The following is a 25,217-nucleotide window of genomic DNA, read 5'->3' as shown; positions in this document are numbered from 1 at the left end:
TATAAACCTTTTGTTATTAACTAATATAAAACTAATTGTTATTGATATAAACCACGACTGAGCTATTTGCCGGTTGATATGTAAAACTATTGGTATTGCCAGTATCTGTTGCTGTACCGGGGTCTGTATAATTATCGCCACTTTTATTTAAAGTTTCTTTTAAATAAAAATGACAGAGAGTTGATGCTCCAGAGCCTGATTTAGCCGCTAAGTAATCCATGCTGCTATCACTATTTATGGTCGCTATAGCATTAGTTATACGTGGCGGTTGTTGGAAAATGTTTTGCCATATATCAACACAGTTAGCCGATGTGAAGCCAGTGCCTAACCCTGCACCATTATTATTTCGTCCGGCAACTGATGAAACAACATAACCGGGTCTGATACCTGTAGCCTCAGTTGTTAATACTAAGTCTGCACCGTCGTAGCTAACAACATTACGGTTAGTGCCATCTGTAGGACGCCCTTCTGCTTCCCATTGTGCACGAGCTAATGAGATCGCAGTAGCAAAACCGCCAGCCATGCCTTCAATGTTTGCTTGTTTTGCTTGATCAGTTAAGTCTAGAAATTTAGGGATTGCGGTAACCGCCAAAAACCCTAAGATCACAACAACGATAACTAACTCTATAAGGGTAAAACCTGACTGTTTTCTCATAACAACCTCTTAATTATAATATTAACTTTGCTTTAATTTTATTCTAACAACGAAATACTAATAAAGTCACTTACTTAGTTACATTTCCATAAAAATTAGAATAAAACATCGTGTTTACGCTAATCCTGAGAACGAGCCAGTAGATTTTAGTGTCTTAATTGCACCTGACTGACTTTGCCATCATGGCGATAGTAAGTAAAATACTCACCACTGGATAAACTATATTGACAATAATTCATCTTCTCATATGTAGGGCCAACCAACACTGCCCCAATAGGTTGCTTCATATAAACTAAAGGTGATCCCATCACAAAATGCCAAATTTCTTGGCATGATAAATCTGAACTTCCAGCGTCAACCCAGCCTTTGCTATTAACAGGAACCTTTACCTCATTGCTACCATCGGCTAGCTGGTTACTAGCTTGAATCTTAACCAAATGTGGTTGTTTATCCATAAACCACTGTGCACGAATACCATTGACTCTTGCAGAAAAAACTTGCGCTATCGATTCGAAACCAGCACGGGTCAGTTGTCCTTGGTGTTTAAAAAAATAAAATATAAAAGTCGCCATTAATAATGCTACCAGTACAACTACCATAAGAATTTCTGCTAGAGACTTTTCTTTTTTTTCAGCAACCTGTAATGATGTCATTGTTTTACCATATAAAGAAGTTCATTTACTTACCTTGGAATGCTGACATCATATCCCACATAGGGGTAAAGATACCTAACGCTAATACCAAGACCATAACAGCGACAATTGCAACCATAATAGGCTCAATACGCGCTGTTAATGTACTAAGTTCATAGTCTACTTCTCGTTCATAATAATCACCAACTTCTGCCAGTAACTCATCAACTCGCCCTGTTTCTTCACCGACAGCGACCATCTGTAACACTAAAGGAGTAAATAAGGTACTGGTAACCGCCGAGCGTAATAAACTTTCACCACTTTCAATACTACTACGCATGGCAATAATTTTTTCACGCATAAAAGTATTATCAACGGCATCAGCAACGAGTGTTAAGCCAGATGTCATTGGTACGCCAGCACGTAAAATAATGGCAAAGGTATGAGCAAAACGAGATAGAATTGAACGTTCAATAACCCCACCAACAACCGGTAATTTCAACTTGCGCCTGTCCCAACCGTACATCCCAGCAGGTGTTTTTAAATAATACTTAATCGCAAAAAAGCCAACAACACTGGCGATCAACATATGCGGCCAATAGTTGAGAAAGAAGTTGGAGCTAGCAATCAGCATTTTAGTTGCCCAAGGTAAGTCAGCGCCGAGCTTACTAAACATATTTGCGAAGGTCGGAATTACAAAAATATTTAAAATAACTAACGCAGCAACAATGGCAATCAAAACAAAGCTAGGATAGCGTAAAGCGGTTTTAATGCGTTTACGGGTTTCTTGTTCACGCTCAAAATAGCTGGCAAGCTTTAGAAATGCATCGTCGAGATTACCTGTATTCTCGCCAACATGGACCAGAGAAACAAACAAGGGCGTAAATATTTTGGGGTGCTGATGTAAGGCATTAGAAAGCGGAAAGCCACCCTCTAGTTGCGCAGAAATATCTGTTAATGCTGACTTTAACTTTACTGATGTACTTGATTCTGCCATGCCATTAATGGCTCTTAAAATTGGCACACCTGACTTAACCAAGGCATACATTTGCCGACAAAAAACAATTAAATCGTCCAAGGTAACTTGGTTAAAGCCCAGTAAATCACTAATATCAATATTTTTTGATGAAATGTCACTATCAGCCTGTTTAGCGCTTTCTATAGATATCGGAATAATACGTTTACGGGATAATTGCTCAGCAACCATAGCGGAATTGACCGCTTCGATAGCGCCTTTTACTTGGCTACCATTGGCATCTCGCCCAATATAATTAAATGCTGGCATAATATTATTGCTTATCCTGTAACGTCAACGGTTTCAACTAAACGCAATACTTCTTCAACACTGGTGATACCTAATTTAGCATAATCAAATGCTGCAAGTGCTAATGGTCTAAACTCCGGATGCTGCTTGGCTGCTTGTGTGAAGGCCTCAGTATCTTCACGTTTTAATGCCGACATCATAGCTTCATTCATTTCTAATAATTCAAAAACACCGATCCGACCTTTATAGCCAGTATAGTGACAACTTTGACATCCCCTGCCGTTACTAAATGTAATAGCACTGATGTCACTGTCCGCAAGATTCGATAGCCACATCATTTCCTGTTGATCGGGTTGGTGAACTTGTCGACAATTTTCACAAATTTTTCGCACTAAGCGCTGCGCAATAATTGCTCTTAATGAACTGCCGACTAAAAAACCAGCTGCGCCCATATCTAATAAGCGCAGGGCACTAGTGATAGCATCATTCGTATGTAGTGTAGACAAAACTAAATGACCAGTTAATGCGCCTCGCAGACCAATTTCAACCGTTTCTTGGTCACGCATCTCACCCACCATCAGAATATCAGGGTCTTGTCGGAGCGCCGTGCGCAGTACGCTTGAAAATGTCAGGTTTATTTTGCTATTCACCTGCACCTGATTAACTCGTGGTAAGCGATATTCGACAGGATCTTCAACCGTAATTATTTTTTTACTCGCTTGGTTTAGCTCACTTAGTGCGGCATATAACGTTGTTGTTTTACCACTACCTGTAGGACCAGTAACCAACACCATGCCATGAGGTCGTGATATTTGATGGCGGATACGCTGCACAAATTGCTCTGGCATGCCTGTTTCATCTAGCGACAATAACCCAGCAGATTGATCTAGTAGTCGCATAACAACGGATTCACCATGTTGTACTGGCATAGTCGACATACGTACATCAATGCTATGGCCTTTAATTTGTAGGTTAAATCGACCATCTTGCGGTAAGCGCTTTTCAGAAATATCTAAGCCCGCCATCAGCTTTAAACGCAACACCATTGCTGAGGCAATTTTATTCTCTTTTAATATATTTTCTTGCAACACGCCATCAATACGCTGACGAATACGTAACGAGTTTTCATCTGGCTCAATATGGACATCGGATGCTCGCATTTGCACCGCATCCTCAAAAACCGATTGCAATAGCTTACCAACAGTTGCGTCACCCCCCTCTTCAAGAAAGGTACTTGATAAATCGAAGTTACTTCCTTGATCATATTCTTCCTCAAGTTGGCTAGCAAAGGATTCAATATCAGCTGTACGGCGATATAAACTATCGAAAGCGTCAAACAGTTGCGATTCCATTATCACCGCTAAGTTTAAACGTTTTGGCGATAACATTTGCTCAAGTTGATCAAGGGCACTTAAATCAGCTGGGTCACTCATACCAATGAGTACCGAATCCCCTTGATCTTCAATAATCAGGGCACGCAAACGTCTTGCATGCACTTCTGGTAATAACAAGGCAACTTCGGGGGGAATTCTTCGTTGGCTAATATCTAAAAATGGCACATCAAGCTGCTGCGCTAAAAATTCTAACAGCTGTTTTTCACCAATATGACCTAATTCAATTAAGGCATCACCGAGTTTTCTGCCACTGGTTTTTTGGCTATTTAACGCTTGCATCAATTGTTCATTACTAATGATATGTTCGTGAACAAGCAAGTCGCCCAAACGCATTTTTAATTTAGGTGCTGCCATATTATTCTCCTAGCTCTATCAGGCGTTGACGAGCAAACTGCATCGCACTATTAGATAAGTCATTGCGCGCTATTGCCTGTTTGTAGGCATCTCTTGCCAGCACAAATTTGCCAAGGCTATCTAATGACACTGCAGATCCCAACCACCATCGCCCAACATGAGGCTCAAGTGCAATAAGTTTTTCATAAGCAACAATGGCATTACCATGCTCGCTTAAGTCTGCTGCCGTATTTGCGAGTAGTGCTTGTAATTCTGTACTTGTACTATGATTTACTGGCCTTAAGACATTATAGGCTGGTCTCGGCTGGCCTTGTTCATAATAAATTCGTGCCGTCATTAAACGCATTTCTTCAGATTGGGGTGCTAACGCTATACCTTGTGATAATAAGTTCACCGCATCTTGATAAGATTTTTTACCATACCACAGTGCAGCGAGCTGTTTCCGAGCAGTTTCATGCTCAGGCATGATCAATAACACTTCTTCAAATAATGCTTCAGCCTTAATAATGTCATTACGCTCAATGGCCTGCTCAGCTTCAGTTATTTTATTGGCTGCTAGCGCCTGTGGCGTCAATTGTGTACGTGAAATAGTTAAACTTGGTTTGGTGTCGGTATCTTCAAGCTTAACAATATCGAGAACAGGTTTTTTCTGAGCAAGATCAACAACACTCTCCGGCTGATTAATTGCTTTCAGCTTGCTTACTGCAGGGCTATCACTGTTAAGCATAACTGGCTTTTCTGATAAAGCGGATAACTGCTTTGCTACATTATCAGCTTTATCCATAGCTTCTTTTTTTGCGATCGATGTTGTCGCTAAGGCTTTTTCTCGCACGGGCTCAGAGCGAATAATCGGGGGGGGATTAATGTTTTTCTCATCAGTGTTTTTTTCATTGCTATGAGCCACAATTGGCTGAGTGGTATTGGCATCGCTTTTAGCTTCAACTGCCAGCACTTGATCTTTTAACTGTTGATTTTCACTGTAAAGTTGCCAGCTAAAAATACCGAGAACATTTAATACCAAAATAGCGACAATAACTAACAGCATGCTGCGAGCTGAAATTTTTCTTGTCACAGAAACTGCAGCATTAGCCGTTCCTTTTTGTTCACTTTGACGCTGGTCTAAATCTTTTAACATTTGATTGATGACGCTCATAGCGATATCCCGATAACATTCCATGAATAATATAAGCCAACAAGCAGCGCAGTAATTAATAGGCTAGCTAAATAAAACTTGTGAGGGGGTTTATGCTGCATACCTTCAGTATCTTGAATTGCTTTTGTTAAATGTTTATTAGTGAGTTGATAACACCCTTCGCCATAGCCAAGCATCAACATTTTATGGCAAATAATATTCACTAGCCGTGGAATACCGTTACTGACTTTAGCAATTTTTTTCGCAATAGCTCGAGTAAATAAACTGGCACCTTTATAACCAGCAACCTGCAAGCGATGCTGAATATAATGTTCAACTTCCAGTGCCGTCATGGCACGCAATTTATAAGAAAAAGTGATGCGCTGCTTCAATTGTCGAAAGGCTTTTTCAGCTAAGCGTTCATCCAACTCTGGTTGCGCAAATAATACCACTTGTAATAATTTTCTAGTTTCTGTTTCAAGGTTGGTAAATAGTCGCAACGCTTCAAGGCTTTCAGCTGGTAGTGCTTGCGCTTCATCAAGGATCAACACGACAGAATGCCCTTGGTTGTGCAATTCCAATAACCTTTGCTGAATACGTTGTGTTAAAAGCTGTAGCGATATACGCTGCGCTTGCTTCACCCCAAGTTCAACAGCAACCGCACGCCTTAATTCATCAGGTTTTAAGTAGGGGTTTGGAATGTAAGCGGTGACAAAATGTTCCGGAATTTCATTTAATAATTTACGACACAGTAAGGTTTTCCCCGTACCAACCTCACCGACCACTTTAATAAAGCCCTCACCGGTTTTTAATGCGGTAAGTAATACCGCAAGCGCCTCGTCATGAGGCTCTAAACCCAAATAAAAACTGGTGTTTGGTGTTAAAGTAAAGGGGAGTTCTCTTAAACCAAAATGGTACAAATACATAGCGTGGTAACTTAATTACTAGCGGCGTTTGCGTCCGCATCTTCAGGAAACCATTGTTTTAACAAAGCACGCGCATCCTGTAGTTGGTTTTTCCAAGTATCTTGCCCAATAACAATAGGTTTTAGCAAAATAACCAGCTCTTTTTTCTGCACTGATTCACTCTTACTCTTAAATAATTCGCCCATAATTGGGATATCACCTAAGAACGGCGTTTTAGATTCAATATTAACTTTTCGGGTTTCAATGAGGCCACCAATCACAACTATTTCACCTGACTTAGCGCGTATAATAGTATCTGATTCGCGGACACTGCTTTGCGCTAATGGTAAAATAATATCTTCGTTACTTAACCGTATGGTTTTAGTTTGCTCGTCAGTAATGGTCACTGATGGGTGAATATGCAAAATAACTTCACCATCAGCATCTATTTGTGGCGTTACATCCAGTGCAATACCAGAGAAAAATGGTGTTAAATCAATTTCAGGGGTTGTGGTAGTTGAAGTACCCGTTGTCGTGGTACTAGAAACATCAGTAACAAAATATTCATCTTCGCCGACTTTAATAATGGCTTTTTGATTGTTGGTTGCTGTAATTCTTGGGCTGGAAAGTACTTGTACATTACCTTGAGTTGATAACAAATCAATCACACCACTAAAATCTTTATTTAGAAAGCTCAGGCTGGTTACCCCACCTATTGCAGAAGAAATAACATTACCAGCAATATTTCCTGTGGTTGAAAAGCCAATATCGGTACTTTCAATATGTCCTAGTACTTGATCCCACTTCACCCCTTGCTGATAATCATCATTTAAAGTGACTTCCATAATTTTTGCTTCAATAATCACTTGACGACGCAAGTGCTCTTGAGTGCTTTCAAGAAAGCTCTTAACTGCGGTGATTTCAGAAGGCAGTGCTCGAATGGTGACTAAGCCCGCTTGTGGTGAAACAATGACAGAACGACCGCCTTCATTACCCACCAATGCCGTTAAGGTTTCTTTTAATTCACTCCAGAAGTCAGATTCGTTTTCGGTATAAATGTTAATACCGCTACTGCCATTCTGATTATTACTACCTTGACCATTACTATTTTGATTACTATTGCTGCTATTATTATTGCTATTGTTACCACTTGAGTTACTACTATTAGGATCATTCTCTGAAACACCACCAGAGTTTATGCTAGTACTAGACATACCGCTGCGCTTAACATATAAATAATTTAGCGGAATTGTTTCAGTACGAATACCGGCAGGATAAACTTGAATCACTCGACCTTGGCGACGAATGTCGTAACCATACAGTGACTCAATAACATCAAGCGTTTCATCTAATGTCACATCTTTTAAATTCAAGGTGATCGTGCCACTAACCTCAGGATGAACCGCAATACTGTATGAAGAGTCATCAACAATAGCGGCAAAAAATTGCTCCGCGGCAACCCCACTTGCCGCTATTTCTAAACGTTTCTCAGCCAACAAGCCGTGACGCGCTTGCTGAACTTCTTTTTGCATAAGCTCTCGGCGAACAGAGTTCGGTAGTGCTTTTAATGGCTTAGGTGTTGCTGGCTGACTCGCTTGAGCAATCGCGTCATCTAAGGCTTGATTAACCTCAGTCGGTGGTTTTGGTGCTGATTGACAGCCGGCAAGCACAAGTACAGCTGTGCAACAAAACAATTGAATTTGGTGCTTTTTATGATTAATTATTTTTTTCATTGTGAGTTCGCTATAACACCGGAAAATAATGATAATTCCATTTTACCCTGTGGTGAATCTAGCACCACCCCTTTTGAGTTAATAGCTATCAACTCAAAACCTTTATATTTATCACCAACATTCAGCACTTGACCATCAATAATAACTTTTTTATTGCCGTCACTTCGAATAATCGATTGTAAAGTTAACCGCGTGCTTTTTTCGCTACTACTGCCACTGCTTGATGCTACTGCATCAAAAGGCTTCGTCGGATCCACTTGTTGGCTATTTGCATAATGAGGCAATGACAGTAGCAATAAAATGAGGCTAATTTTATACACCAATAAACTCCTGTGCCGTACTTAAACTATAGATTTCCACTTCTAGTTCACTAACTGGATGGGCTTTTAGTTGATAATCAAATTCTTGCCAAAAGAATTTCCAAGACAAACTTTCTAATTGTATCAAGTAATCTTTTAACTGAAAGTATTGCCCTTGTAGCTTAATTTTAATGCCATGGCGATATAAACGTAACTGCTTGGCCGGTGTTTGATCAACACTGGCAGCTAGCGTGTCTTGTTTATCCTGCTGTTCACTATTTTCAAGGTTACTTTTCGTTACTGGGCTTGCAGGCAAAACTTCAAATGAAAGTAACTTAACCCCCTTCTGTAATTTTAACAGTTTGATTAAGGCATAACGCATTTGAATAGGATCAATTAAGTCTGAGGTTAAGCTCAATAATTGTTGATCTATTTCCCCCAGCTTTGCTTGGTACTGCAACAATTCTTTCTTCAAGGCACTGTTAGGATCTTCAAGCAATGCTTGCTCTAACACTTGAATAGAATTTTTATTGTTTTCATTGCTTTGCTGTGTCTGCAAAATTTTCTCATTCAGTTGAGCGATGCCCTGATAAGCAACACCTAAAAATAAACTGTATAAGATAAAACCTATGGCGATTAAACCAGCCGTAATAATTAAATATTGTTCTCGCGGAGTGGTGTTACTAAATTTTTCACTAAAAGCCAGCCATTGCGCCATATTATTACTCCCCTTTACCCTGTGCAGAGCTAACAACAAACTCCGTTAGTTGTTGCTCATTTTCAGTCAAAGAAAAATTAATAAAGCGCTTACCTGATAAAAATGTTGAAGATTCAAAACCAGATAACCAATTCGGCACGGCATCAGGTGTACGAGCTATACCAGTAAATGTCATATTACCGTTACCAATATTAACACTCTGTAAGCTAATGTTGTTGTTATGTAACTCAGCTAACTCAGCCATTGCACTAGAAAAACCAGCACTATAAGTTTGTGCCGGGTCCGTTAATTGCTGATGTAGATGCTGCTTATTTGCAATCACTAATTTAACCGTATTAAGTTTGGCCAACAATGCCGCATCTTTACGGTTAGCACTGATAGCAGATTCTAAGTTTTGTAATTGCAGTTTTTGACTACTATTTAGTGCCTTTTCCGCTTGCAACACTGCATTTAAACGACTTAACTGTATCTGAGAGATAAAGATTAGTACCAACATAACTATCAAAGCCGTTAACCATAAAGCGACAACACGATTCAGTGTCCACAAGGCTTTTACCGGTAGTAAGTCGGCCTGTAATAAGTTAATCGAATATTTAGCCATTTTAGTTTGGCTCCATAAAATTTAACTGCGTTGAACCTATGGCTACCGCACTATTTCGATAGTTTCCCAAGCTTTCTGGCATAGTAAACAACTTCACCTCTACGTTGGTATTCTCCGCCAACTTGCGAGCTAAAAAGGCTTCATTCTGCATTGGGATCAAGACTTCAATCGCTTTAATTGGTGCTTGCTTTAATTGGCGATCAAAGTAGTCAGTCGAGCGCTGAATTTCTAAACTTAGTGAGTCAACAACGCTCATGCTTAGTTCGTCTTCACTTTTGGTGGCAATCTGGGCAAAGCCCCGTAAACGTCGACTAAAAAATAATTGACCATTTTTGATAATTAACAGGTTCACTTCTTCACCAGGCTGCTGGCAAACCAATAACACAGCGTCTTCTTGAACTGGCAACAAACTAGCAAAAGCAAACTCTTCAGTGGTAATACTGACAACATTCAAATTATCAGTTGTTAATGTTGTGACGAGTTCAATTAAATCATTTTTAGCAACACAAACAACATTAATTTTTTCATGACCACCAGCCAATATCGGCCCATCAAAATAATCTAAAACCATATTTTCGGGGGCAATACTGACTAAATCTTTTATTTGCCACTTTAAGGCGCCATGTATTTCTGCAATGGGGACGTTTGGCTTATCAACTTGCACGAATTGCGAATGAGCATTCGGCAACACCAAATGACATTGCCCAGTTAATGACTTAGTGGCAACTAAGTGCTTGAGTGCATTTTTCAGCGGATGAGCTTTATTTTCGATGACTTCACAGTGATTTTCAGTCGATTTTTTTATCAAATAACTAATCGACTGCTGCCGTAAGGCAACACCAACAATATTAGCGGACTTTGTTTGTGAGAAAACATTTTTGATACGTGTAATAATTGACATTAAGCGATATCATTCTCTTATTTACGTGTCACCATAAAACCATTATCGCTGATTCTATTTATCACGCAAGTGTTTTAATTACTTCATTTTATTTACCTTATTTCTGAGCTATAAAATATTATGTCTGCTTTATCCATCTTACAGCCAATTCATCATCCAACTTTTATTCATCATAAGATTTCTGTGCAAGTTAAGCGTGATGATCAGATTGATAAAGTTATTTCGGGTAACAAATGGCGCAAGCTAAAATACAATTTATTACATGCTAAAGCCATTGGTGCTGAAGGTATCATCACCTTTGGTGGTTGTTTTTCTAATCATATTCACGCCTGTGCTCTGGCCTGTCAACAACAACAATTATCCGCTATTGGTATTATTCGTGGCGAGCAAGATAATCAAAACAATTACACCTTAGCCTGGGCAAAACATTGGGGCATGCAACTGTCATTCGTCGATAGAAAAACCTATCGTTTACGTAACCAAGAAAGCTATTTACAGCAACTACAACAGCAATTTCCGGATTATCTTATCGTACCTGAAGGAGGCAGTAATGCGCTTGCTTTAACCGGTATGGCTGAAGTTATTGCCGAATTAAATCAACAAGGCGAGTTCGATACGCTTATAACTCCTGTAGGCAGTGGCGGTACACTTGCAGGCTTGATTTTCGCTGATAAAGCTCAGCATGAACTACTGGGGATCTCTGTGTTGAAACAAGATGGTTATCTTGAGCAACAAGTAAATGAATTATTACCTGAGGCGGCTAAATCATACCGTAACTGGCAAGTTATGAATCAATTTCATCGCGGAGGCTACGCTAAATTTAATCCCCATGATGCACAGAGAATACGTAGTTTTGCTAAAAGTGTAGGGATAGATTTTGAACCAGTATATTCAGGAAAAATGATTTTAGCTTTACTCGATCTTATTGAAGCCGGTTATTTTCCGGCCCATCAACGTATTGTATTGTTACATACAGGGGGCTTGCAAGGACTGGCAGGTATGTTTGAGCGTGGCATCCTTCCACAAAAGGACTGGCCAACACTACCTGTGGCACCAATAAACCAAAAGAGTCAGAGTTATGGTTGAATTATTGCCATAAAAAAACCCTGTTTTCATTACTGAAGACAGGGTTTTTAATAGCTAACTATTGCGCGCGATTAAGCTTCAGCAATAACCACTACTTTAATTGTTGCATCTACATCGTTGTGCACGTGAATTACGATATCGAATTCACCTGTTTCACGGATGCTACCTAAAGGTAAACGTACTTCAGCTTTAACAACTTCAACGCCAGCTTCAGAGATTGCATCAGCAATATCACGGGTACCAATAGAACCAAATAATTTGCCTTCTTCACCTGCTTTAGAAGCGATAGTGACTTCGGCTAATTCAGTTAACTTGGCAGCACGAGCTTGTGCAGCAGTAAGTTGTTCAGCTAAGTTTTTCTCTAAGTCAGCACGACGAGCTTCAAAGTGCTCAACGTTTGCTTTAGAGGCAAAAACAGCTTTGCCTTTTGGTAATAAAAAGTTACGAGCGTAACCAGATTTAACTGTTACCTTGTCGCCAAGGCCGCCTAATTTGGCGATTTTATCAAGAAGTATTACTTCCATTTTCAAAACCCCTTATTAGGTTACTTATGTAAATCAGTATATGGTAATAATGCTAAGTAACGAGCACGCTTGATCGCACGACCAAGTTGACGTTGATATTTAGCACTGGTACCAGTAATACGGCTAGGAACAATTTTACCACTTTCAGTGATATAGTTTTTTAGTACAGCTGTATCTTTATAATCGATTGCAGCAGCACCTTCCGCTGAAAAGCGGCAGAACTTACGACGTCTAAAAAAACGAGACATGGATTTCTCCTAAATTGGCTTCCTTTATCTTTCCTGACAATTATCAGTTAAATAAAATGGCCTAAATTAAATCATTTCAATTTGTTGGGCATGTAACGCCAAAAGCGGATTTCCGTTTCTGGATTCATGACGGTTAATAAAACCTGTCACTCTAATATTACAGCCTTCAATTAAATCACGAGTTAAGTGCTGTGACACATTACCTGTAGCGACAACCTGTATTCGAACAAACGCTTGTCTGTTCAACCCTGCTTCATTTTGTAGAGACTTATGGTCCATAGAAAACTGACAGTGTTTAATACCGGCTGGGCTAGTTGACGTTTTCGGTGGCTTTACCACATGTCCGGTCAATACCAAGCAATTCTCTTGACTATTTGTTATAGAAAGAGAGTTGGTCACTGGTTACTTATTCTTCGCACGCAGCTTCTTCTGCAGCTGGTGCTTCAGCAACTGGTGCTTCAACAACTGGTGCTTCAACAGCTGGTGCTTCAGTAACATCTTTCTTCACTTCGCGACGCTCATCACGACGGTCTTCTTTAGCAACAGCCATAGCTGAAGCTTCAGTTACCGCGCCTTTAGTGCGCATGATCATGTTACGAATAACAACATCGTTATAACGGAAAGAAGTTTCTAGTTCATCAATAGCTGCTTGAGGCGCTTCAATGTTAATTAAAACATAGTGTGCTTTGTGCAATTTATTGATTGGGTAAGCTAATTGGCGACGGCCCCAGTCTTCAAGACGGTGGATTTTGCCTTCAGCATTAGTGACGATGTCACTGTAACGCTGAATCATAGCTGGTACTTGTTCACTCTGATCAGGGTGAACCATAAATACGATTTCGTAATGACGCATTACGAGCTCCTTACGGTTGTAGCCTCATTGTCTGGCTCAGCCAACACCAGTTGAGGCAAGGAACAAAAGTTCAGGCTGAATTAAGGACGCGTAGTGTAGGGAAAATGAACAATAAAGGCAAGGAATAACGTGTTTTTATCAGTGATTGATATTTACTGCTTGAAAAACATCAAATTAAACTAACCGCTCTTTCTACATAGCCGTTAATAAAAAGTAGCCCGATATACGAGCTATTTTATATTTCATCAAACTTTTGATTATGGATTTAATGCGAGAATATCGGTTTTTAATAACGATAAGGTTTTTTCTGCGGTATTACCGAACACCTTACCACTAATACCAGAACGCCCAATCATACCAATAACAACCACGCCGGCCTTAGATTGTGCAGCAATACTAGTGATAACCTTACCAGGTTCACCCGCTTTGATATGAAAGTTACATGGTTCAATATCGTACTGTGAGCATATTGCTTTAATCTTTTCGTCTAATTTTTTCTGTGCATGCCTTTCCATTTCATCAGGGTATTGCACTCCTAAGTCTTTAAGTAGTATTGAAGTTGGAACGGTATAACAGACGTGCAATTCAGCATTAAAACCGTCGGCTAAAATTTTAGCTTGTTGTAAAATTTTTGTATTTAATTCCCGCTTAACTTTTTTCGTGGTACTTAAGTCAATTGCAGCAAGAATATTTGATGATTTACGCCACTTCTCGGGGGCAGAAATTAACACAGGTACTTGGCATTCTCTCAATAAGTATAAATCTGTTGAGGTATAAAATAATGACTCTGAACGATTACCCGTTTTAAACACCAGTTTAGGTTGCTCTTCTGCTACGTAGTTAGCTACCCATTTATGAATACGGGACGCCCAGACAACTTCATAGCTATAGGTTTCACTTACGGAAAAAATAGCGGCTAATTGCTGAGCCGCTTTTTCCGACATTTTAGCTAATACATCATCTTTGATTTGTTTCACATTATCGACAGCACCTATAACGTCTTCATTGCAAAAATAAACAATATGTAATGTTGACTGGTAAGCGCTTGCCAACTGACTGGCACGTTTAATGGCTAATGGTTCTTGCGTTAACATGTCTGCAATAACAAGTATCTTACTCATAAAATTCCCTTATGTTGTGGCTTAATACCTATAAATGTAATCAATAGCTCATAGAGCATGGTAATCTTTTAATTACTTTAACAAAAAGTAACAAGTACGACCTTGATATTGCGCATAAAATCAACTTATCCTATCGAGCTCAGCTAACTTACTAGGCTAGCCATAAGGACTCTAACCATTAAGCCTTTGGCGTACTATTTCAAATAAGCAAATGCCCGTTGCCACGGAAACATTTAAACTAGAAACACTACCCGCCATAGGTAACTTAACTAATTGATCGCAGTTTTCGCGAGTTAAGCGACGCATACCTTTACCTTCAGCACCCATTACTAATGCCATTGGTCCAGAGAGTTTTTCATTGTATAAACAGTTGTCCGTTTCACCTGCTGTACCAATAATCCATACCCCCATTTGCTGTAAAGCTTTCATGGTTCTCGATAAGTTGGTCACTTGTACTAGAGGTACACTTTCAGCTGCACCCACAGCAACTTTTCTTACAGTTGCAGTCAAGCGAGCAGCATTATCTTTTGGCACTATAATGGCTTGTACTCCCGCCGCATCGGCATTTCGCAAACAAGCACCTAAATTATGTGGGTCAGTGACACCATCTAAAATCAATAAAAATGGTGCTTGTCCTTTACCTTCCGCTTCGGCAAGAATGCTATCCAGATCCGCTTCAGTATACGCTTTTCCTGGTTTAACGCGTGCAACAACACCTTGATGTTGCTCACCGTCAGTTTTATCGTCCAGTACTTTACGGTTCGCCATTTGGGCGGGAATACCGTATTTTTTAGCTAAATTAATGATCGGCATTAAACGGTCATCTTCACGACCTTTTAATAGCCATAACTCAATAAACCTTTCCGGTGCGCTTTCAATCAGGGCTTTTACCGCATGAATGCCAAAAACTAACTCTTCTTGCTTTGCCATAAAATTTTCTTTCTCTATTAAATCGGTTAGTTGATAAAACAGCTGTAACGTTTTTGTTTACAGCTGTTTTGTCAAAGTAGGTTTACTGGCTTCATTTGTGTAGGTTACTAAGTTGCTTTACGCGCATTCTTACCTGGACGCTTTTTTCTCGCCTTCTTTTTGCTCGCTTTAGTGCTAGTTTTCGCACTTGCTTTAGCACCAGGTTTGGCGATTTTAGTTTTATCACTTGTTATTGTTGATTTACCATCCACATGTTTGCCACGTTTATGCTTATCTGAACTTTTGCCTTTTTTTAGTGGCTTAGCGCGTTTAAGTACAGCATTTTCACCGGCCAATGATAAATCAATTTTTTTCTCATCAAGGTTAACTGCTGCTACTTGTACTTCCACGGTATCGCCAATACGATATTTAGCGCCGGTATTCTCTCCAGACAAGCACATCCGGACATCATCAAAGTGATAATAGTCATGTCCTAACGAGGTAATATGCACTAAGCCTTCAATATGCAAATCAGCTAAACGGACAAATAAACCAAAATTAGTTACCGTTGAAATTACGCCAGTAAACGTGTCGCCAATATGATCCTGCATGTATTCGCATTTTAGCCAATCAGAGACATCTCGAGTAGCATCATCCGCACGGCGCTCTGTCATCGAGCAATGTTCACCCAGCTCAATAACGGCTTCGGGTGTGTAACAATGCCCGCCGGCATTAGCTTCATTTTGCGCTTGCTCATCTAAAATAGCTTTAATAACACGGTGAACCACTAAATCAGGGTAACGACGTATCGGTGAAGTAAAGTGACTATAAGACGGTAAGGCAAGACCAAAATGACCGATATTATCACTTTGATAAACCGCTTGGCGCATTGAACGTAAAAGCATGGTCTGGATCAGTTCATAATCTGGACGTCCGGCAATTTTTTCTAAAATATGACAATAATCTTTCGGCTCTGGTTGAGCTTTACGCTCACCCATAGAAGATAAATCTAGTCCTAACTCATTTACATAACTGATAAAATTATTATATTTATCTTCACTCGGTTTATCATGCACTCGGAACAAGCCAGGTTTTTTATGTTTTTCAATAAACTCTGCGGTCGCAACATTGGCTAAAATCATACATTCTTCAATGATTTTATGTGCGTCGTTACGCACCATAGCAACAATAGATTCTATTTTTCGATTACTGTTAAACAAAAATTGAGATTCAGTCGTTTCAAAGGCAATCGCGCCGCGCTTAGTACGAGCCGCCGTTAGCACTTGATACATTTTATTGAGATTTTCTAAATCAGGCACTAATGCTTGGTACTGTGTGCGTAACTCAGTACGATAGTCTTCATCTTTTTGTTCAGGATTTACGCCTAAAATAGTCGCAACCTTACTATAGGTAAAGCGAGCTTTAGAGCGCATCACTGACGGATAAAACTTAGCGTCAGATAGCTCGCCCGCTGCACTGATGGTCATTTCACAAACCATGCAAAGACGATCAACATCAGGATTTAACGAACAAAGTCCATTGGAGAGTTTTTCCGGTAGCATTGGAATAACTTGACTAGGAAAGTAAACCGAATTGCCACGAGCAATCGCTTCATCATCTAATGCTGTTTTATTCCGAACATAATAACTGACATCGGCGATAGCAACCCATAACGTCCAACCACCCGTAGCATTAGGTCGACAATATACCGCATCATCAAAGTCACGAGCATCTTCGCCATCAATAGTAACTAACGGTAAATCTCGCAGATCAATTCTTGGCGCTTTTGCCGACTCTTCAACTTCATCAGCAATACCACTAACTTCGGCAATCACCTCAGGGGAAAACTGATAAGGAAGATCATGCTCGCGCAAGGCTATTTCAATTTCCATGCCCGGTGCCATATGCTCACCAAGTACTTCAATGACTTCGCCTACCGCATTTGAACGTTTTGTTGGCCTTTGAATAACATTAACCACCACGACTTGACCATGACGAGCAGCTAATTTTTTATCTGGTTGGATGAGAATATCTTGCTGAATACGAGCATCATCTGGTACAACACAGGCGATATGATGGTCAACGTAAAAACGCCCAACCACACCGGCTTTACGCGGCACAATCACATCCAATATTTTAACTTCTTTGCGACCTTTACGGTCAGTGCGATCAATTAATATTGCTTCAACAATGTCACCGTGAATCACGCGCTTCATTTCGTAAGAAGAAATATAGAAATCTTTATCACCATTATCCGGAGCAAAAAAACCAAAACCGTCTCTATGACCAATCACTTTCCCGGTTAAAACATCTCGACGGTTAGCAATGGCATATTGTTTAAATTTATTAAAAACAATTTGACCACTATTTTCCATAGCGCGTAAGCGGTGTTTTACACCAACCAACATATCTTCATCAGTATATTGTAATTGCTTAACAATAGACTTAAAGGTGGGTGGGATGTTTGATTTTTCGATCAACGACAATAGCAATTCACGGCTTGCTACGGGCTTATCGTATTTGTCAGCTTCTCGCTGTTGGTGTGGGTCTTTTTCGGTCACTTTTATTCTATAATGGTTTTTTGTTTAGTATATCTTAGATCAACGCCATACCCAACCTACTTAAAAATGCAGTGAGATAATGATATTAACAAGCGATGCGAGTCAGTTCAGCTTATAGGCCAAGCAAGTTAACTGGCTAATATTTTCCGCTTTTAGCGGCATTAACTACCCGTTCAGGCATTTTTTCGGCCAATTTACTTAGCTTTGAAGTAATAACTTTATGGTTTTTTTTATCATCAGTCACTGATTGATGCAACTGTACGTACAGTTGTGGAAAATCTAACGGGCTACCATCGCCGGATAAATAAATGTTCGCTAATCTCAGTTGTGCTTTTAAATTGTTTAAGGCCGCTGATTCTTTTAAAAATAGAATCGCTTGATTAATATCCGCCTGAACAAATTTACCAACATGGTAATAACGCCCCAGCTGTTCTAACGCTTCAGACAAGCCCTGATCGGCAGAAGCTTGCATATAATGTAGCCCCAAGGGCACATCTTTTTTCACACAAACGCCATAAGCAAGCATATCACCCCAAAGAAATTGATAAGAAGGCATTTGAGATTTAACAGCACGGGCTTCAATATCTTGTACCAATTGGCAATCATCAATAACCACTTGGCTTAAGTGCTTATTCTCTTTAATGAGATCCAGTAATACGTTATCACTGTAGATTTGTACCGCGGTCAATTCTGCAGCTGAAACGCTAACAACATGAATTATTGTAAATAAAATGGTGATAAGTATTCGTTGCATAATGCCTCTTTGCATTTGAGTGTAATTATAATGGCGCTATAGGTTATATCGTCAAGCTAGCACAATAACTTTAATGCTAATTTATTGGCATAGGCTGTTATAAAGATCTAACAACTAAATCCTATGCAAATATAATACCAATCAAATAAAATAGTTTGCTAATTTAGCGTATTATTATCGAGTTGAAAGTAAAAAAGCGTGCTTAAACATATCACTTGCACTCGCTAGAATAAAATATAACAATGGCGAAGACTTGAGCAGTAAGGCGTGTTAAATGTCACACATTCAGCAATTAATTGAAAATTCAAAAGCAAACGAAGATATTGCGCGTAAATTATTTGAAATTGAAACAGAAATTTTAGCTTGTCAATCAAGTGAAGAGCTGTTGCAACGTTTATTAGACTTAATTCAAGTAAAATTTCAATTATCCAGCATTTCACTCTTACTGGCCGAGCCAACCCCATTAAGTTATTTAATCAACGGTAACTTACAATCTCATTGGCATAAAAAATACACCAAACAAATTTCTGTAGAAAAATTAACGCTATTACATTCAAATAAAAAGCCCTTCCTCAGCAATCAACTGAAGCAGCTCGATAACATCATACCGGCAGCATTACTGGCTGATGCTAAATCTGTCGCTTTGACGCCATTATCCTTAGAAGGTAAATTATTTGGTAGTTTATTATTTACTGACAAAGCATCGGCTCGTTTTCACCATAAGCTAGGCACATTTCATTTAGAGCAACTCGCCGTCAAAGTTAGTCTTTGTTTATCCAATGTGCTGATCCGAGAACAGCTTCAATACATGGCGCATTATGATCGCTTAACCGGTGCAGCTAATAGACGATTAATGGAAGTTTGCTTAGGTGAAGAGCTGATCCGTCAACGCCGTTATGGCGTGCCCTTTTCAGTACTATTTATTGATTGCAATAAATTCAAAGCTATTAATGATACTTATGGCCATGGCTGTGGAGACAAAGTGCTTACCTATGTAGCCAGTCAGTTACAAGAGTTAGTACGAGAAAATGATAAATGCTTTCGTTATGCTGGCGATGAATTCGTTGTGGTGCTTGCAAGCCAAACCCTACCCGAGGCGGAACAAGCCGGTGAGCGTTTATGTCAATTTTTTAATAGCAATCCTATGCGATATCAAGATATTCGTTTACCGATCAGTATTAGCTGTGGTGCAGCAGAAAGCGACGGCAAGCAAACCATGGATGAACTATTAAGAGCCGCTGATAAGCGTTTGTACGCCAATAAAAAAGCCAGTAATGGTATGGTATTTAAACTATAAAAATACTTGCGCAGTCAAAATACACTATATTGGATTATAAGCATAGAACCCCCTAACCACTAGCGACTATTAACGGTGTTTATCTAATCGTATTATGATCATAAAAATCAGTATTAGCGACTTAAAAAAAGGTCACTTTGTTGTCGATATTGTCGAACAACACGGGACTTATAACTTAACTCGCGCTGGTCATATTAAAAACCACACCGTTATTAGCAATCTAAAAGCTAAAGGGGTTATATCGCTGTTAATTGACAGCACCAAAACCATTGATGATGCACTCAGTGTTCCCATCCCCGAGCTACATAAGCAATCAGGGCCGGTGATCCTTGAAGTCACTAAAGCTAAAAAGCTTTTTAATGAAGCTAAAAAGCTTCAACAGCAAGTATTTCTCGATGTAAAATACGGTCGGACAATAGATATTGGCCCCATCATCGATGCCACAAAGCAAACTATCGCAGCAATATTCAAAAACCCTGACGCATTAGTTTGCGTCATTAACATTCGTAATAAAAATGAATATTTACTAGAGCACTCCGTTTCTGTTTCGGTATTAATGACTGTTTTTGCGCGCTTTTTAAAAATGGATCGGAAAATTATTCAACAACTTGCTATCGGCGCATTTTTGCATGACGTTGGTAAAATCAAAATCCCCGATCAAATCCTTAATAAAGCTGGGAAGCTTACAGCAGAAGAATATCGACTCATTCAACAGCATGTAAATTATTCCATTGATATCATTAAAGCAATACCAAAAATTTCACCACTGAGCTTGGAAGTTGCCGCAGTGCATCACGAGCGCTTAGATGGCTCTGGCTATCCATTCAACCTAAAACAAACTGACATTTCAAATTATGGCGCCATGATTGCAATTTGTGATGTTTTTGACGCGCTAACCGCAGATCGCTGTTATAAGGACAGCTACAGTCATATTAAGGCATTTAGCATTTTAAGAGAGCTAGCCTTTCAGGGCAAACTTATGCCAAGACTAGTTGATTTGTTTATCAAGTGTTTAGGTGTATATCCGGTCGGTACCTTAGTAGAACTGAACTCACACCGCTTGGCAATAGTTGAAAGTCGCAATCAAGATGATCCTATCAACCCAAAGGTGCGTTGTTTTTATAGCATTGAAAAACAACGATATATTATGGCAAAAGATATTAATTTAGCGAAAGAAGCGGATTTTATTATACGAGGCGTTAAGGCTAAAGAGTTCAATTTAGATATGAATCGAATTATCGAGTTTCTCTTATTGGAAGGTTAATCACGAGCACAGTCCATCAGACAACAAAATTATTTATCATTCAGTGTTAATGTTCAAACTTAGTTTCTTAATATATACCCATGCCACGTCAAAAGCCGAGATTCAGCTGAACCCTCATCTTGAGCTGGTATGGGTATAAAGCACGGTACGCTGCTACTTTCTAAAGTCGACCTGAACTTGTGCTGCAAAGTAAGCATACATAGCATAAATAGCCGTATTTACTTTCAGTGCTTCTGGTTCAACTTTGTCCAAAGTATCATTTTCCGTGTGATGATAATCAAAATAGTTAGCACCGTCAGGTGAAAATTTAATGCTTGGCATACCTTCATTGCTCAGCGCACTCATATCTGATTGTCCTTTCGCATTGTTATCAGGCGAAAGGGCGACACCCAGAGGAGCTAAATATTGTGCTAATTCGCGCACGGCATTTAACGACTGTGCGCCAACACCTGGAGTCATTTTATAAATACGACCAATACCAAAATCCCACTCAGCACCAATAACATGTGCAGGCATATTATCTTTATGTACTTTGACATACTGCTTGGCCCCTAATAAGCCAACTTCTTCAGCCGCAAATAAGATCACACGAATGGTACGTTTTGGACGTTTAGGTAATTGGCCAATATAATGTGCGGCCGCCATAACCATACCGATACCTAAACCGTCATCTAGTGCCCCCGTACCCACATCCCAACTGTCTAGATGGGCACCTAAAGCAACAATTTCTTCAGGTAATTCACTACCCGTAAACTCTCCAATAACATTCGCTGATGTTGCCAACACCTCAGTGTCCGTTCTAGCCGTCATCTGCAAGTACATACTTACCTCACCACCACGCTTAAGTTGATTAACTAATAAGTCAGCGTCTGGGTTAGATAAAGTTGCAGCAGGAATTTTTTGTACCTTATCATCATAACGCATCACTCCAGTGTGAGCGGTACGATTATTATCTGTACCCACCGAGCGCATTACCAATGCCGACGCGCCTTTTTGTGCCGCAACAACAGCACCATTAACCCGTGTGCCTACGGCAGGACCATAGCCTTTACCATCAATATGGCGTTCCATCTGATAAGAAACAAAAGCAATTTTTCCGTGCAAGCTATTATCTTTTGCCGCTTTTAAATCCGCAAAAGTTTCAAAGTGTGCAATATTTGCCGTAAGACCTGCTTGCTCAGTACCAATACTACCACCTAGTGCCAATACCACAACGTCATGCGGATATGGTGCAATAATGCGTGCTTTTGCTTCGCCACGTAACCAATAGCTACCGGTAACTTCCTCGGTCCAAACTTTATCAAAGCCTAAGGCTTTCATCTTATCAACGGCCCAAACAATCGATTTTTTATCGCCATCAGAGCCCATTAAGCGATGACCTACTTCTGTGGTTAATGATTCAATTAATTGATAAGACAAGTCAGATTTTAGCGTAGTAGCTTTCAATTCATTTAATTGTGCTTGTTGTTCAACATTTAATTGTTGTGCGGCAACAAAAAAACTTCCAACACTCATACATACAGCTAAACAAGTGCTAGCAATAATTTTCATTTTTGGCTTCATGGTTTACCTTAAGGCTATTATTTAACTATTTACTGAATAATTGCCGCTAAGTATCTATAAAAGCGGATTAACTTGCAATCAGTTCCCTGATTTTTCAGCGCTCAGCAAGGATAACTTTCTATAAAGATAGAATAAGAGCAAGTGTGCAGGTTTTTATGTTCAGTGTTTTTTAAAAGCTCAAAATCAATAATACCGATCAGTCTAAGAAAGTACTCTTTTTAACGAGAGTTTAAAGGCTTAGAGGCAAGCCATTGATTGCCGAACATGATTTTATCGACAACGGCGCCCTGCGTTGTGCTAATAACTCACATCCATGTGAGAAACTTGTTAAATATATATCAAAGCAAATCATTTAATCAGTGTTGGTTTTTAATTCTAGTTGCTCAACCAACTCAATTAGATCTCGCCCGATAATATCTGGCGTACCAGCTAATGGATAAAGTGCCTTACCAGGACGCATAATAAAGCCTGTTTTCCATCCGGCTTTTTCTGCGCCAGCAATATCCCAAGCATGAGCAGCAATTAACATAGCGTCTTTTGGAGCAATATTCATTTGCTGCTGTGCCCAGTGATAAACTTTTAGCTCCGGCTTAAATGTCGCTAAATTTTGTACTGTAAGTGAACCATCAAAATATTGTGCTAGGTTAGCATTTTTAAGTTGAGCTGCAATACCGGCATCTGATGAATTAGTTAACGTGATAAGTGTATAGCCCAACGCACGAAGTCGCTTTAAGCCTTCGACAACATCTTTATGTGGCGCTAGATCTCTAAACGGTGTTAATACTGCAGCGCTTGCTTGTTGAGGAGTTAAAGGAATGTTCTTTTGCTTTGCAATCATCTCTAAAGACGCAATGCCTATTTCCACAAAGCTATGGTACTGACCTGTTACATTTGCCACCAACGAGTAATGCAACATGGTAGTAAACCAATAAGGTACTAGGTCTTCCCTGCCACCTAATGCGCTAGCAATTGATTTAGAGACATTATTTAAATCCAATAGTGTTTCATTGACATCAAAAAAAATGACTTTCGGTTTAGCGAAAAGTTTAGTCTGCACTTCCTGCGCTTGTGCCATGGGTGAGATTACTGGCATAACATTGAATGCCATTATTACAGTGAGGATTAAGAGTTTAATTTTAGTCATATTGATTTTGCCTATAAAAATTGATCAGATATTACGAGTAAAAATTGCAAACTGACCTTTAGAGTGATTTATTCAAGGGATATTAGATGATGTTCGAATTTGTAACCCCAGCATGATTGCGCTTGAGCACAAATGTACCATTTGGTACATTATAAATTAAATATGTTCCGATAGGTATAAAATTATTAGCTGCTTTTCTAACCGCTTGAAAAAAGCAATACGAATCGAAGAAGATATTTTTATCATCCTTTAAATTGCAAGCAAATGAGAAATAAAATGTTCAGTAAATCTGTAAAATTAACTTTGTCCCTAGTGTTTATAATTGTCACTACCGCTTGTGCAAGTCACAATGACATAACATCAGGAAAAGTTATTTCTGTTAATGATGATAATGCAAGTGTTTACATAGCTGCTGACACTTCAACATTGCCAGGAAAGGCTATCACGGTACGCAGACTGCTTCCGACTAATACAGTACTTGAAGGAGAGCCGCTTTATTCATACCAAGTCGTTGGTAAAACGGTGATTAACGCTGAAGACAAAGCTAATTATATCAGTATAAAAGCTAATAACATTGCCATTAAAATAAGGGATATCGTTGAGTTAACTGAATAGTGTAGACAAACTATTCATCCAATTTACGCTGCAGTGGCTAAATAAATCCAGTCACTACAGCCAAATTAATCATCACTGGTATTATTGAGATAAATATGGTCAAACAGATGCTTAATAAAAAATATTAACGATTTAAAGTTTGCTTGGTGATTAAAGTGACAATATCAATCACTTTGGCAGCCTAGCTAAACGGTAATGATATTTTATACAAAACGACTACCGTAAGATTCATCTAAATATCAAATCAGGAGTTAGCATCCTTTTAATCAACATGCTGTTGGATTTTTTGATTAACTAGGGTCAATTAATTAAATAGAGAAAGAAGATCCACAACCACATGTTGTTGTAGCATTTGGGTTATTAACCAAAAATCGACTACCTTCTAAGCCTTCTACGTAGTCAACTTCACCGTCAACTAAATACTGTAAGCTCATCGGGTCAATAACCATAGTGACACCTTTTTTTACAATGGTCATATCACCATCATTGACTTTTTCATCAAAGGTAAAACCATACGAAAAGCCCGAGCAACCACCGCCTGTAACGTAAACACGCAACTTCAACTCTGGATTCTCTTCTTCCGTGATCAACGACAATACTTTAGTCGCAGCAGCGTCCGAAAATTTAATAGGTAATTCAGGATTTGACATAAAACTCAACTTAAAACGAATGAACTAGGACGATTATCTT

General features: G+C 39.3%; 26 protein-coding genes. 4 read left to right on the top strand and 22 right to left on the bottom strand.

Features of this window, described 5'->3' with window-relative positions:
• Nucleotides 1–31: 31 nt before the first annotated feature.
• From FGD67_RS21815 to FGD67_RS13340, 11 genes are all read right to left on the bottom strand, one after another.
• Complete coding sequence (locus tag FGD67_RS21815; protein WP_306556750.1) at nucleotides 32–655, bottom strand: prepilin-type N-terminal cleavage/methylation domain-containing protein; 624 nt, start codon at nucleotides 653–655, stop codon at nucleotides 32–34.
• Between the two features lie 146 nt (nucleotides 656–801).
• The gene (locus FGD67_RS13385; RefSeq protein WP_077283887.1) at nucleotides 802–1,308 is read right to left on the bottom strand and encodes a hypothetical protein; all 507 of its coding nucleotides are present in this window, start codon (nucleotides 1,306–1,308) and stop codon (nucleotides 802–804) included.
• 25 nt (nucleotides 1,309–1,333) lie between these two features.
• The gene (locus FGD67_RS13380; RefSeq protein ID WP_257171642.1) at nucleotides 1,334–2,572 is read right to left on the bottom strand and encodes a type II secretion system F family protein; all 1,239 of its coding nucleotides are present in this window, start codon (nucleotides 2,570–2,572) and stop codon (nucleotides 1,334–1,336) included.
• Between the two features lie 11 nt (nucleotides 2,573–2,583).
• A complete protein-coding gene (locus tag FGD67_RS13375) occupies nucleotides 2,584–4,299 on the bottom strand; it encodes a GspE/PulE family protein (protein ID WP_257171641.1) in 1,716 nt (571 codons plus the stop codon).
• 1 nt (nucleotide 4,300) lies between these two features.
• Nucleotides 4,301–5,452, bottom strand: a complete 1,152-nt coding sequence (locus tag FGD67_RS13370) for a lipopolysaccharide assembly protein LapB (protein WP_257171640.1) — start codon at nucleotides 5,450–5,452, stop codon at nucleotides 4,301–4,303.
• The gene (locus tag FGD67_RS13365; protein WP_257171639.1) at nucleotides 5,449–6,357 is read right to left on the bottom strand and encodes an ExeA family protein; all 909 of its coding nucleotides are present in this window, start codon (nucleotides 6,355–6,357) and stop codon (nucleotides 5,449–5,451) included. Before FGD67_RS13365 ends, FGD67_RS13370 begins: the two co-directional genes overlap by 4 nt.
• An 11-nt stretch (nucleotides 6,358–6,368) precedes the next feature.
• On the bottom strand, nucleotides 6,369–8,069 hold the full coding sequence (mshL, locus tag FGD67_RS13360) for a pilus (MSHA type) biogenesis protein MshL (RefSeq protein ID WP_257171638.1): 1,701 nt from the start codon (nucleotides 8,067–8,069) through the stop codon (nucleotides 6,369–6,371).
• Nucleotides 8,066–8,389: a hypothetical protein gene (locus FGD67_RS13355; protein ID WP_257171637.1), complete on the bottom strand. Its 324-nt coding sequence runs from the start codon at nucleotides 8,387–8,389 to the stop codon at nucleotides 8,066–8,068. The genes mshL and FGD67_RS13355 overlap by 4 nt, the downstream gene beginning before the upstream one ends.
• On the bottom strand, nucleotides 8,382–9,086 hold the full coding sequence (locus tag FGD67_RS13350; protein WP_257171636.1) for a hypothetical protein: 705 nt from the start codon (nucleotides 9,084–9,086) through the stop codon (nucleotides 8,382–8,384). The genes FGD67_RS13355 and FGD67_RS13350 overlap by 8 nt, the downstream gene beginning before the upstream one ends.
• A 4-nt stretch (nucleotides 9,087–9,090) precedes the next feature.
• On the bottom strand, nucleotides 9,091–9,687 hold the full coding sequence (locus FGD67_RS13345; RefSeq protein WP_257171635.1) for a PilN domain-containing protein: 597 nt from the start codon (nucleotides 9,685–9,687) through the stop codon (nucleotides 9,091–9,093).
• 1 nt (nucleotide 9,688) lies between these two features.
• Nucleotides 9,689–10,588, bottom strand: a complete 900-nt coding sequence (locus tag FGD67_RS13340; protein ID WP_257171634.1) for a hypothetical protein — start codon at nucleotides 10,586–10,588, stop codon at nucleotides 9,689–9,691.
• A 120-nt stretch (nucleotides 10,589–10,708) separates the two neighbouring features.
• On the opposite strand from FGD67_RS13340, the gene FGD67_RS13335 reads away from it, so the two are divergent.
• Complete coding sequence (locus tag FGD67_RS13335) at nucleotides 10,709–11,674, top strand: 1-aminocyclopropane-1-carboxylate deaminase/D-cysteine desulfhydrase (protein WP_257171633.1); 966 nt, start codon at nucleotides 10,709–10,711, stop codon at nucleotides 11,672–11,674.
• Nucleotides 11,675–11,745: 71 nt separating this feature from the next.
• On the opposite strand, the gene rplI is transcribed toward FGD67_RS13335, so the two are convergent.
• The 8 genes from rplI to FGD67_RS13295 all read right to left on the bottom strand — a co-directional run bounded on the left by rplI (nucleotide 11,746) and on the right by FGD67_RS13295 (nucleotide 18,644).
• Nucleotides 11,746–12,198 (bottom strand): 50S ribosomal protein L9, encoded by a 453-nt coding sequence (gene rplI / locus FGD67_RS13330; protein WP_257171632.1) that lies wholly within the window; start codon nucleotides 12,196–12,198, stop codon nucleotides 11,746–11,748.
• A 20-nt stretch (nucleotides 12,199–12,218) separates the two neighbouring features.
• Entirely contained in the window at nucleotides 12,219–12,446 is a 228-nt protein-coding gene (rpsR, locus tag FGD67_RS13325) for a 30S ribosomal protein S18 (RefSeq protein WP_077283912.1), read from the bottom strand.
• Between the two features lie 66 nt (nucleotides 12,447–12,512).
• Nucleotides 12,513–12,845, bottom strand: coding sequence for a primosomal replication protein N (gene priB, locus FGD67_RS13320; RefSeq protein ID WP_257171631.1), 333 nt, complete (start codon nucleotides 12,843–12,845; stop codon nucleotides 12,513–12,515).
• Between the two features lie 7 nt (nucleotides 12,846–12,852).
• Nucleotides 12,853–13,299 carry a 30S ribosomal protein S6 gene (rpsF, locus tag FGD67_RS13315; protein ID WP_257171630.1) on the bottom strand — a complete coding sequence of 149 codons (447 nt, stop codon included), beginning with the start codon at nucleotides 13,297–13,299 and terminating at the stop codon, nucleotides 12,853–12,855.
• Nucleotides 13,300–13,556: 257 nt separating this feature from the next.
• On the bottom strand, nucleotides 13,557–14,420 hold the full coding sequence (locus FGD67_RS13310) for a universal stress protein (protein ID WP_257171629.1): 864 nt from the start codon (nucleotides 14,418–14,420) through the stop codon (nucleotides 13,557–13,559).
• A gap of 171 nt (nucleotides 14,421–14,591) precedes the next feature.
• Complete coding sequence (rlmB, locus tag FGD67_RS13305; RefSeq protein ID WP_257171628.1) at nucleotides 14,592–15,350, bottom strand: 23S rRNA (guanosine(2251)-2'-O)-methyltransferase RlmB; 759 nt, start codon at nucleotides 15,348–15,350, stop codon at nucleotides 14,592–14,594.
• A 107-nt stretch (nucleotides 15,351–15,457) separates the two neighbouring features.
• Nucleotides 15,458–17,890: a ribonuclease R gene (rnr, locus tag FGD67_RS13300; RefSeq protein WP_257171627.1), complete on the bottom strand. Its 2,433-nt coding sequence runs from the start codon at nucleotides 17,888–17,890 to the stop codon at nucleotides 15,458–15,460.
• Nucleotides 17,891–18,026: 136 nt separating this feature from the next.
• The gene (locus FGD67_RS13295) at nucleotides 18,027–18,644 is read right to left on the bottom strand and encodes a tetratricopeptide repeat protein (RefSeq protein ID WP_257171626.1); all 618 of its coding nucleotides are present in this window, start codon (nucleotides 18,642–18,644) and stop codon (nucleotides 18,027–18,029) included.
• A 274-nt stretch (nucleotides 18,645–18,918) separates the two neighbouring features.
• Between FGD67_RS13295 and FGD67_RS13290 the strand changes: the two genes are divergently transcribed.
• Together FGD67_RS13290 and FGD67_RS13285 are read left to right on the top strand one after the other, a co-directional pair.
• Nucleotides 18,919–19,941 carry a sensor domain-containing diguanylate cyclase gene (locus FGD67_RS13290; protein WP_257171625.1) on the top strand — a complete coding sequence of 341 codons (1,023 nt, stop codon included), beginning with the start codon at nucleotides 18,919–18,921 and terminating at the stop codon, nucleotides 19,939–19,941.
• Nucleotides 19,942–20,035: 94 nt separating this feature from the next.
• Nucleotides 20,036–21,205 carry an HD-GYP domain-containing protein gene (locus FGD67_RS13285; RefSeq protein ID WP_257171624.1) on the top strand — a complete coding sequence of 390 codons (1,170 nt, stop codon included), beginning with the start codon at nucleotides 20,036–20,038 and terminating at the stop codon, nucleotides 21,203–21,205.
• A gap of 153 nt (nucleotides 21,206–21,358) precedes the next feature.
• Here the strand turns inward: FGD67_RS13285 and FGD67_RS13280 are convergent, their stop codons facing one another.
• Together FGD67_RS13280 and FGD67_RS13275 are read right to left on the bottom strand one after the other, a co-directional pair.
• Nucleotides 21,359–22,768, bottom strand: a complete 1,410-nt coding sequence (locus tag FGD67_RS13280) for a M20/M25/M40 family metallo-hydrolase (protein WP_257171623.1) — start codon at nucleotides 22,766–22,768, stop codon at nucleotides 21,359–21,361.
• A 352-nt stretch (nucleotides 22,769–23,120) separates the two neighbouring features.
• Entirely contained in the window at nucleotides 23,121–23,912 is a 792-nt protein-coding gene (locus FGD67_RS13275; RefSeq protein ID WP_306556749.1) for a haloacid dehalogenase type II, read from the bottom strand.
• A gap of 276 nt (nucleotides 23,913–24,188) precedes the next feature.
• Here FGD67_RS13275 and FGD67_RS13270 point away from each other — a divergent pair, with 276 nt between their 5' ends.
• Nucleotides 24,189–24,527 carry a hypothetical protein gene (locus tag FGD67_RS13270; protein ID WP_257171622.1) on the top strand — a complete coding sequence of 113 codons (339 nt, stop codon included), beginning with the start codon at nucleotides 24,189–24,191 and terminating at the stop codon, nucleotides 24,525–24,527.
• A 308-nt stretch (nucleotides 24,528–24,835) separates the two neighbouring features.
• On the opposite strand, the gene erpA is transcribed toward FGD67_RS13270, so the two are convergent.
• Entirely contained in the window at nucleotides 24,836–25,177 is a 342-nt protein-coding gene (erpA, locus tag FGD67_RS13265) for an iron-sulfur cluster insertion protein ErpA (RefSeq protein WP_077283936.1), read from the bottom strand.
• Between the last annotated feature and the right edge of the window lie 40 nt (nucleotides 25,178–25,217).

This window comes from Colwellia sp. M166, from assembly GCF_024585285.1.
GTDB lineage: Bacteria > Pseudomonadota > Gammaproteobacteria > Enterobacterales > Alteromonadaceae > Cognaticolwellia.
The sequence above is the reverse complement of the archived record's forward strand: the minus strand, read 5'-3'. Positions and strand labels throughout refer to the sequence as shown.

What these genes read in the sequence shown, in the direction of transcription:
- FGD67_RS13280 (WP_257171623.1), bottom strand. Translation starts at nt 22,768, where the DNA reads ATGAAGCCAAAAATGAAAATTATTGCTAGCACTTGTTTAGCTGTATGT.
- FGD67_RS13375 (WP_257171641.1), bottom strand. Translation starts at nt 4,299, where the DNA reads ATGGCAGCACCTAAATTAAAAATGCGTTTGGGCGACTTGCTTGTTCAC.
- rplI (WP_257171632.1), bottom strand. Translation starts at nt 12,198, where the DNA reads ATGGAAGTAATACTTCTTGATAAAATCGCCAAATTAGGCGGCCTTGGC.
- rpsR (WP_077283912.1), bottom strand. Translation starts at nt 12,446, where the DNA reads ATGTCTCGTTTTTTTAGACGTCGTAAGTTCTGCCGCTTTTCAGCGGAA.
- FGD67_RS13350 (WP_257171636.1), bottom strand. Translation starts at nt 9,086, where the DNA reads ATGGCGCAATGGCTGGCTTTTAGTGAAAAATTTAGTAACACCACTCCG.
- FGD67_RS21815 (WP_306556750.1), bottom strand. Translation starts at nt 655, where the DNA reads ATGAGAAAACAGTCAGGTTTTACCCTTATAGAGTTAGTTATCGTTGTT.
- rpsF (WP_257171630.1), bottom strand. Translation starts at nt 13,299, where the DNA reads ATGCGTCATTACGAAATCGTATTTATGGTTCACCCTGATCAGAGTGAA.
- rlmB (WP_257171628.1), bottom strand. Translation starts at nt 15,350, where the DNA reads ATGGCAAAGCAAGAAGAGTTAGTTTTTGGCATTCATGCGGTAAAAGCC.
- FGD67_RS13370 (WP_257171640.1), bottom strand. Translation starts at nt 5,452, where the DNA reads ATGAGCGTCATCAATCAAATGTTAAAAGATTTAGACCAGCGTCAAAGT.
- erpA (WP_077283936.1), bottom strand. Translation starts at nt 25,177, where the DNA reads ATGTCAAATCCTGAATTACCTATTAAATTTTCGGACGCTGCTGCGACT.
- FGD67_RS13365 (WP_257171639.1), bottom strand. Translation starts at nt 6,357, where the DNA reads ATGTATTTGTACCATTTTGGTTTAAGAGAACTCCCCTTTACTTTAACA.
- FGD67_RS13295 (WP_257171626.1), bottom strand. Translation starts at nt 18,644, where the DNA reads ATGCAACGAATACTTATCACCATTTTATTTACAATAATTCATGTTGTT.
- FGD67_RS13285 (WP_257171624.1), top strand. Translation starts at nt 20,036, where the DNA reads ATGATCATAAAAATCAGTATTAGCGACTTAAAAAAAGGTCACTTTGTT.
- FGD67_RS13270 (WP_257171622.1), top strand. Translation starts at nt 24,189, where the DNA reads ATGTTCAGTAAATCTGTAAAATTAACTTTGTCCCTAGTGTTTATAATT.
- mshL (WP_257171638.1), bottom strand. Translation starts at nt 8,069, where the DNA reads ATGAAAAAAATAATTAATCATAAAAAGCACCAAATTCAATTGTTTTGT.
- FGD67_RS13340 (WP_257171634.1), bottom strand. Translation starts at nt 10,588, where the DNA reads ATGTCAATTATTACACGTATCAAAAATGTTTTCTCACAAACAAAGTCC.
- FGD67_RS13380 (WP_257171642.1), bottom strand. Translation starts at nt 2,572, where the DNA reads ATGCCAGCATTTAATTATATTGGGCGAGATGCCAATGGTAGCCAAGTA.
- FGD67_RS13345 (WP_257171635.1), bottom strand. Translation starts at nt 9,687, where the DNA reads ATGGCTAAATATTCGATTAACTTATTACAGGCCGACTTACTACCGGTA.
- FGD67_RS13385 (WP_077283887.1), bottom strand. Translation starts at nt 1,308, where the DNA reads ATGACATCATTACAGGTTGCTGAAAAAAAAGAAAAGTCTCTAGCAGAA.
- FGD67_RS13335 (WP_257171633.1), top strand. Translation starts at nt 10,709, where the DNA reads ATGTCTGCTTTATCCATCTTACAGCCAATTCATCATCCAACTTTTATT.
- FGD67_RS13275 (WP_306556749.1), bottom strand. Translation starts at nt 23,912, where the DNA reads ATGACTAAAATTAAACTCTTAATCCTCACTGTAATAATGGCATTCAAT.
- FGD67_RS13290 (WP_257171625.1), top strand. Translation starts at nt 18,919, where the DNA reads ATGTCACACATTCAGCAATTAATTGAAAATTCAAAAGCAAACGAAGAT.
- FGD67_RS13310 (WP_257171629.1), bottom strand. Translation starts at nt 14,420, where the DNA reads ATGAGTAAGATACTTGTTATTGCAGACATGTTAACGCAAGAACCATTA.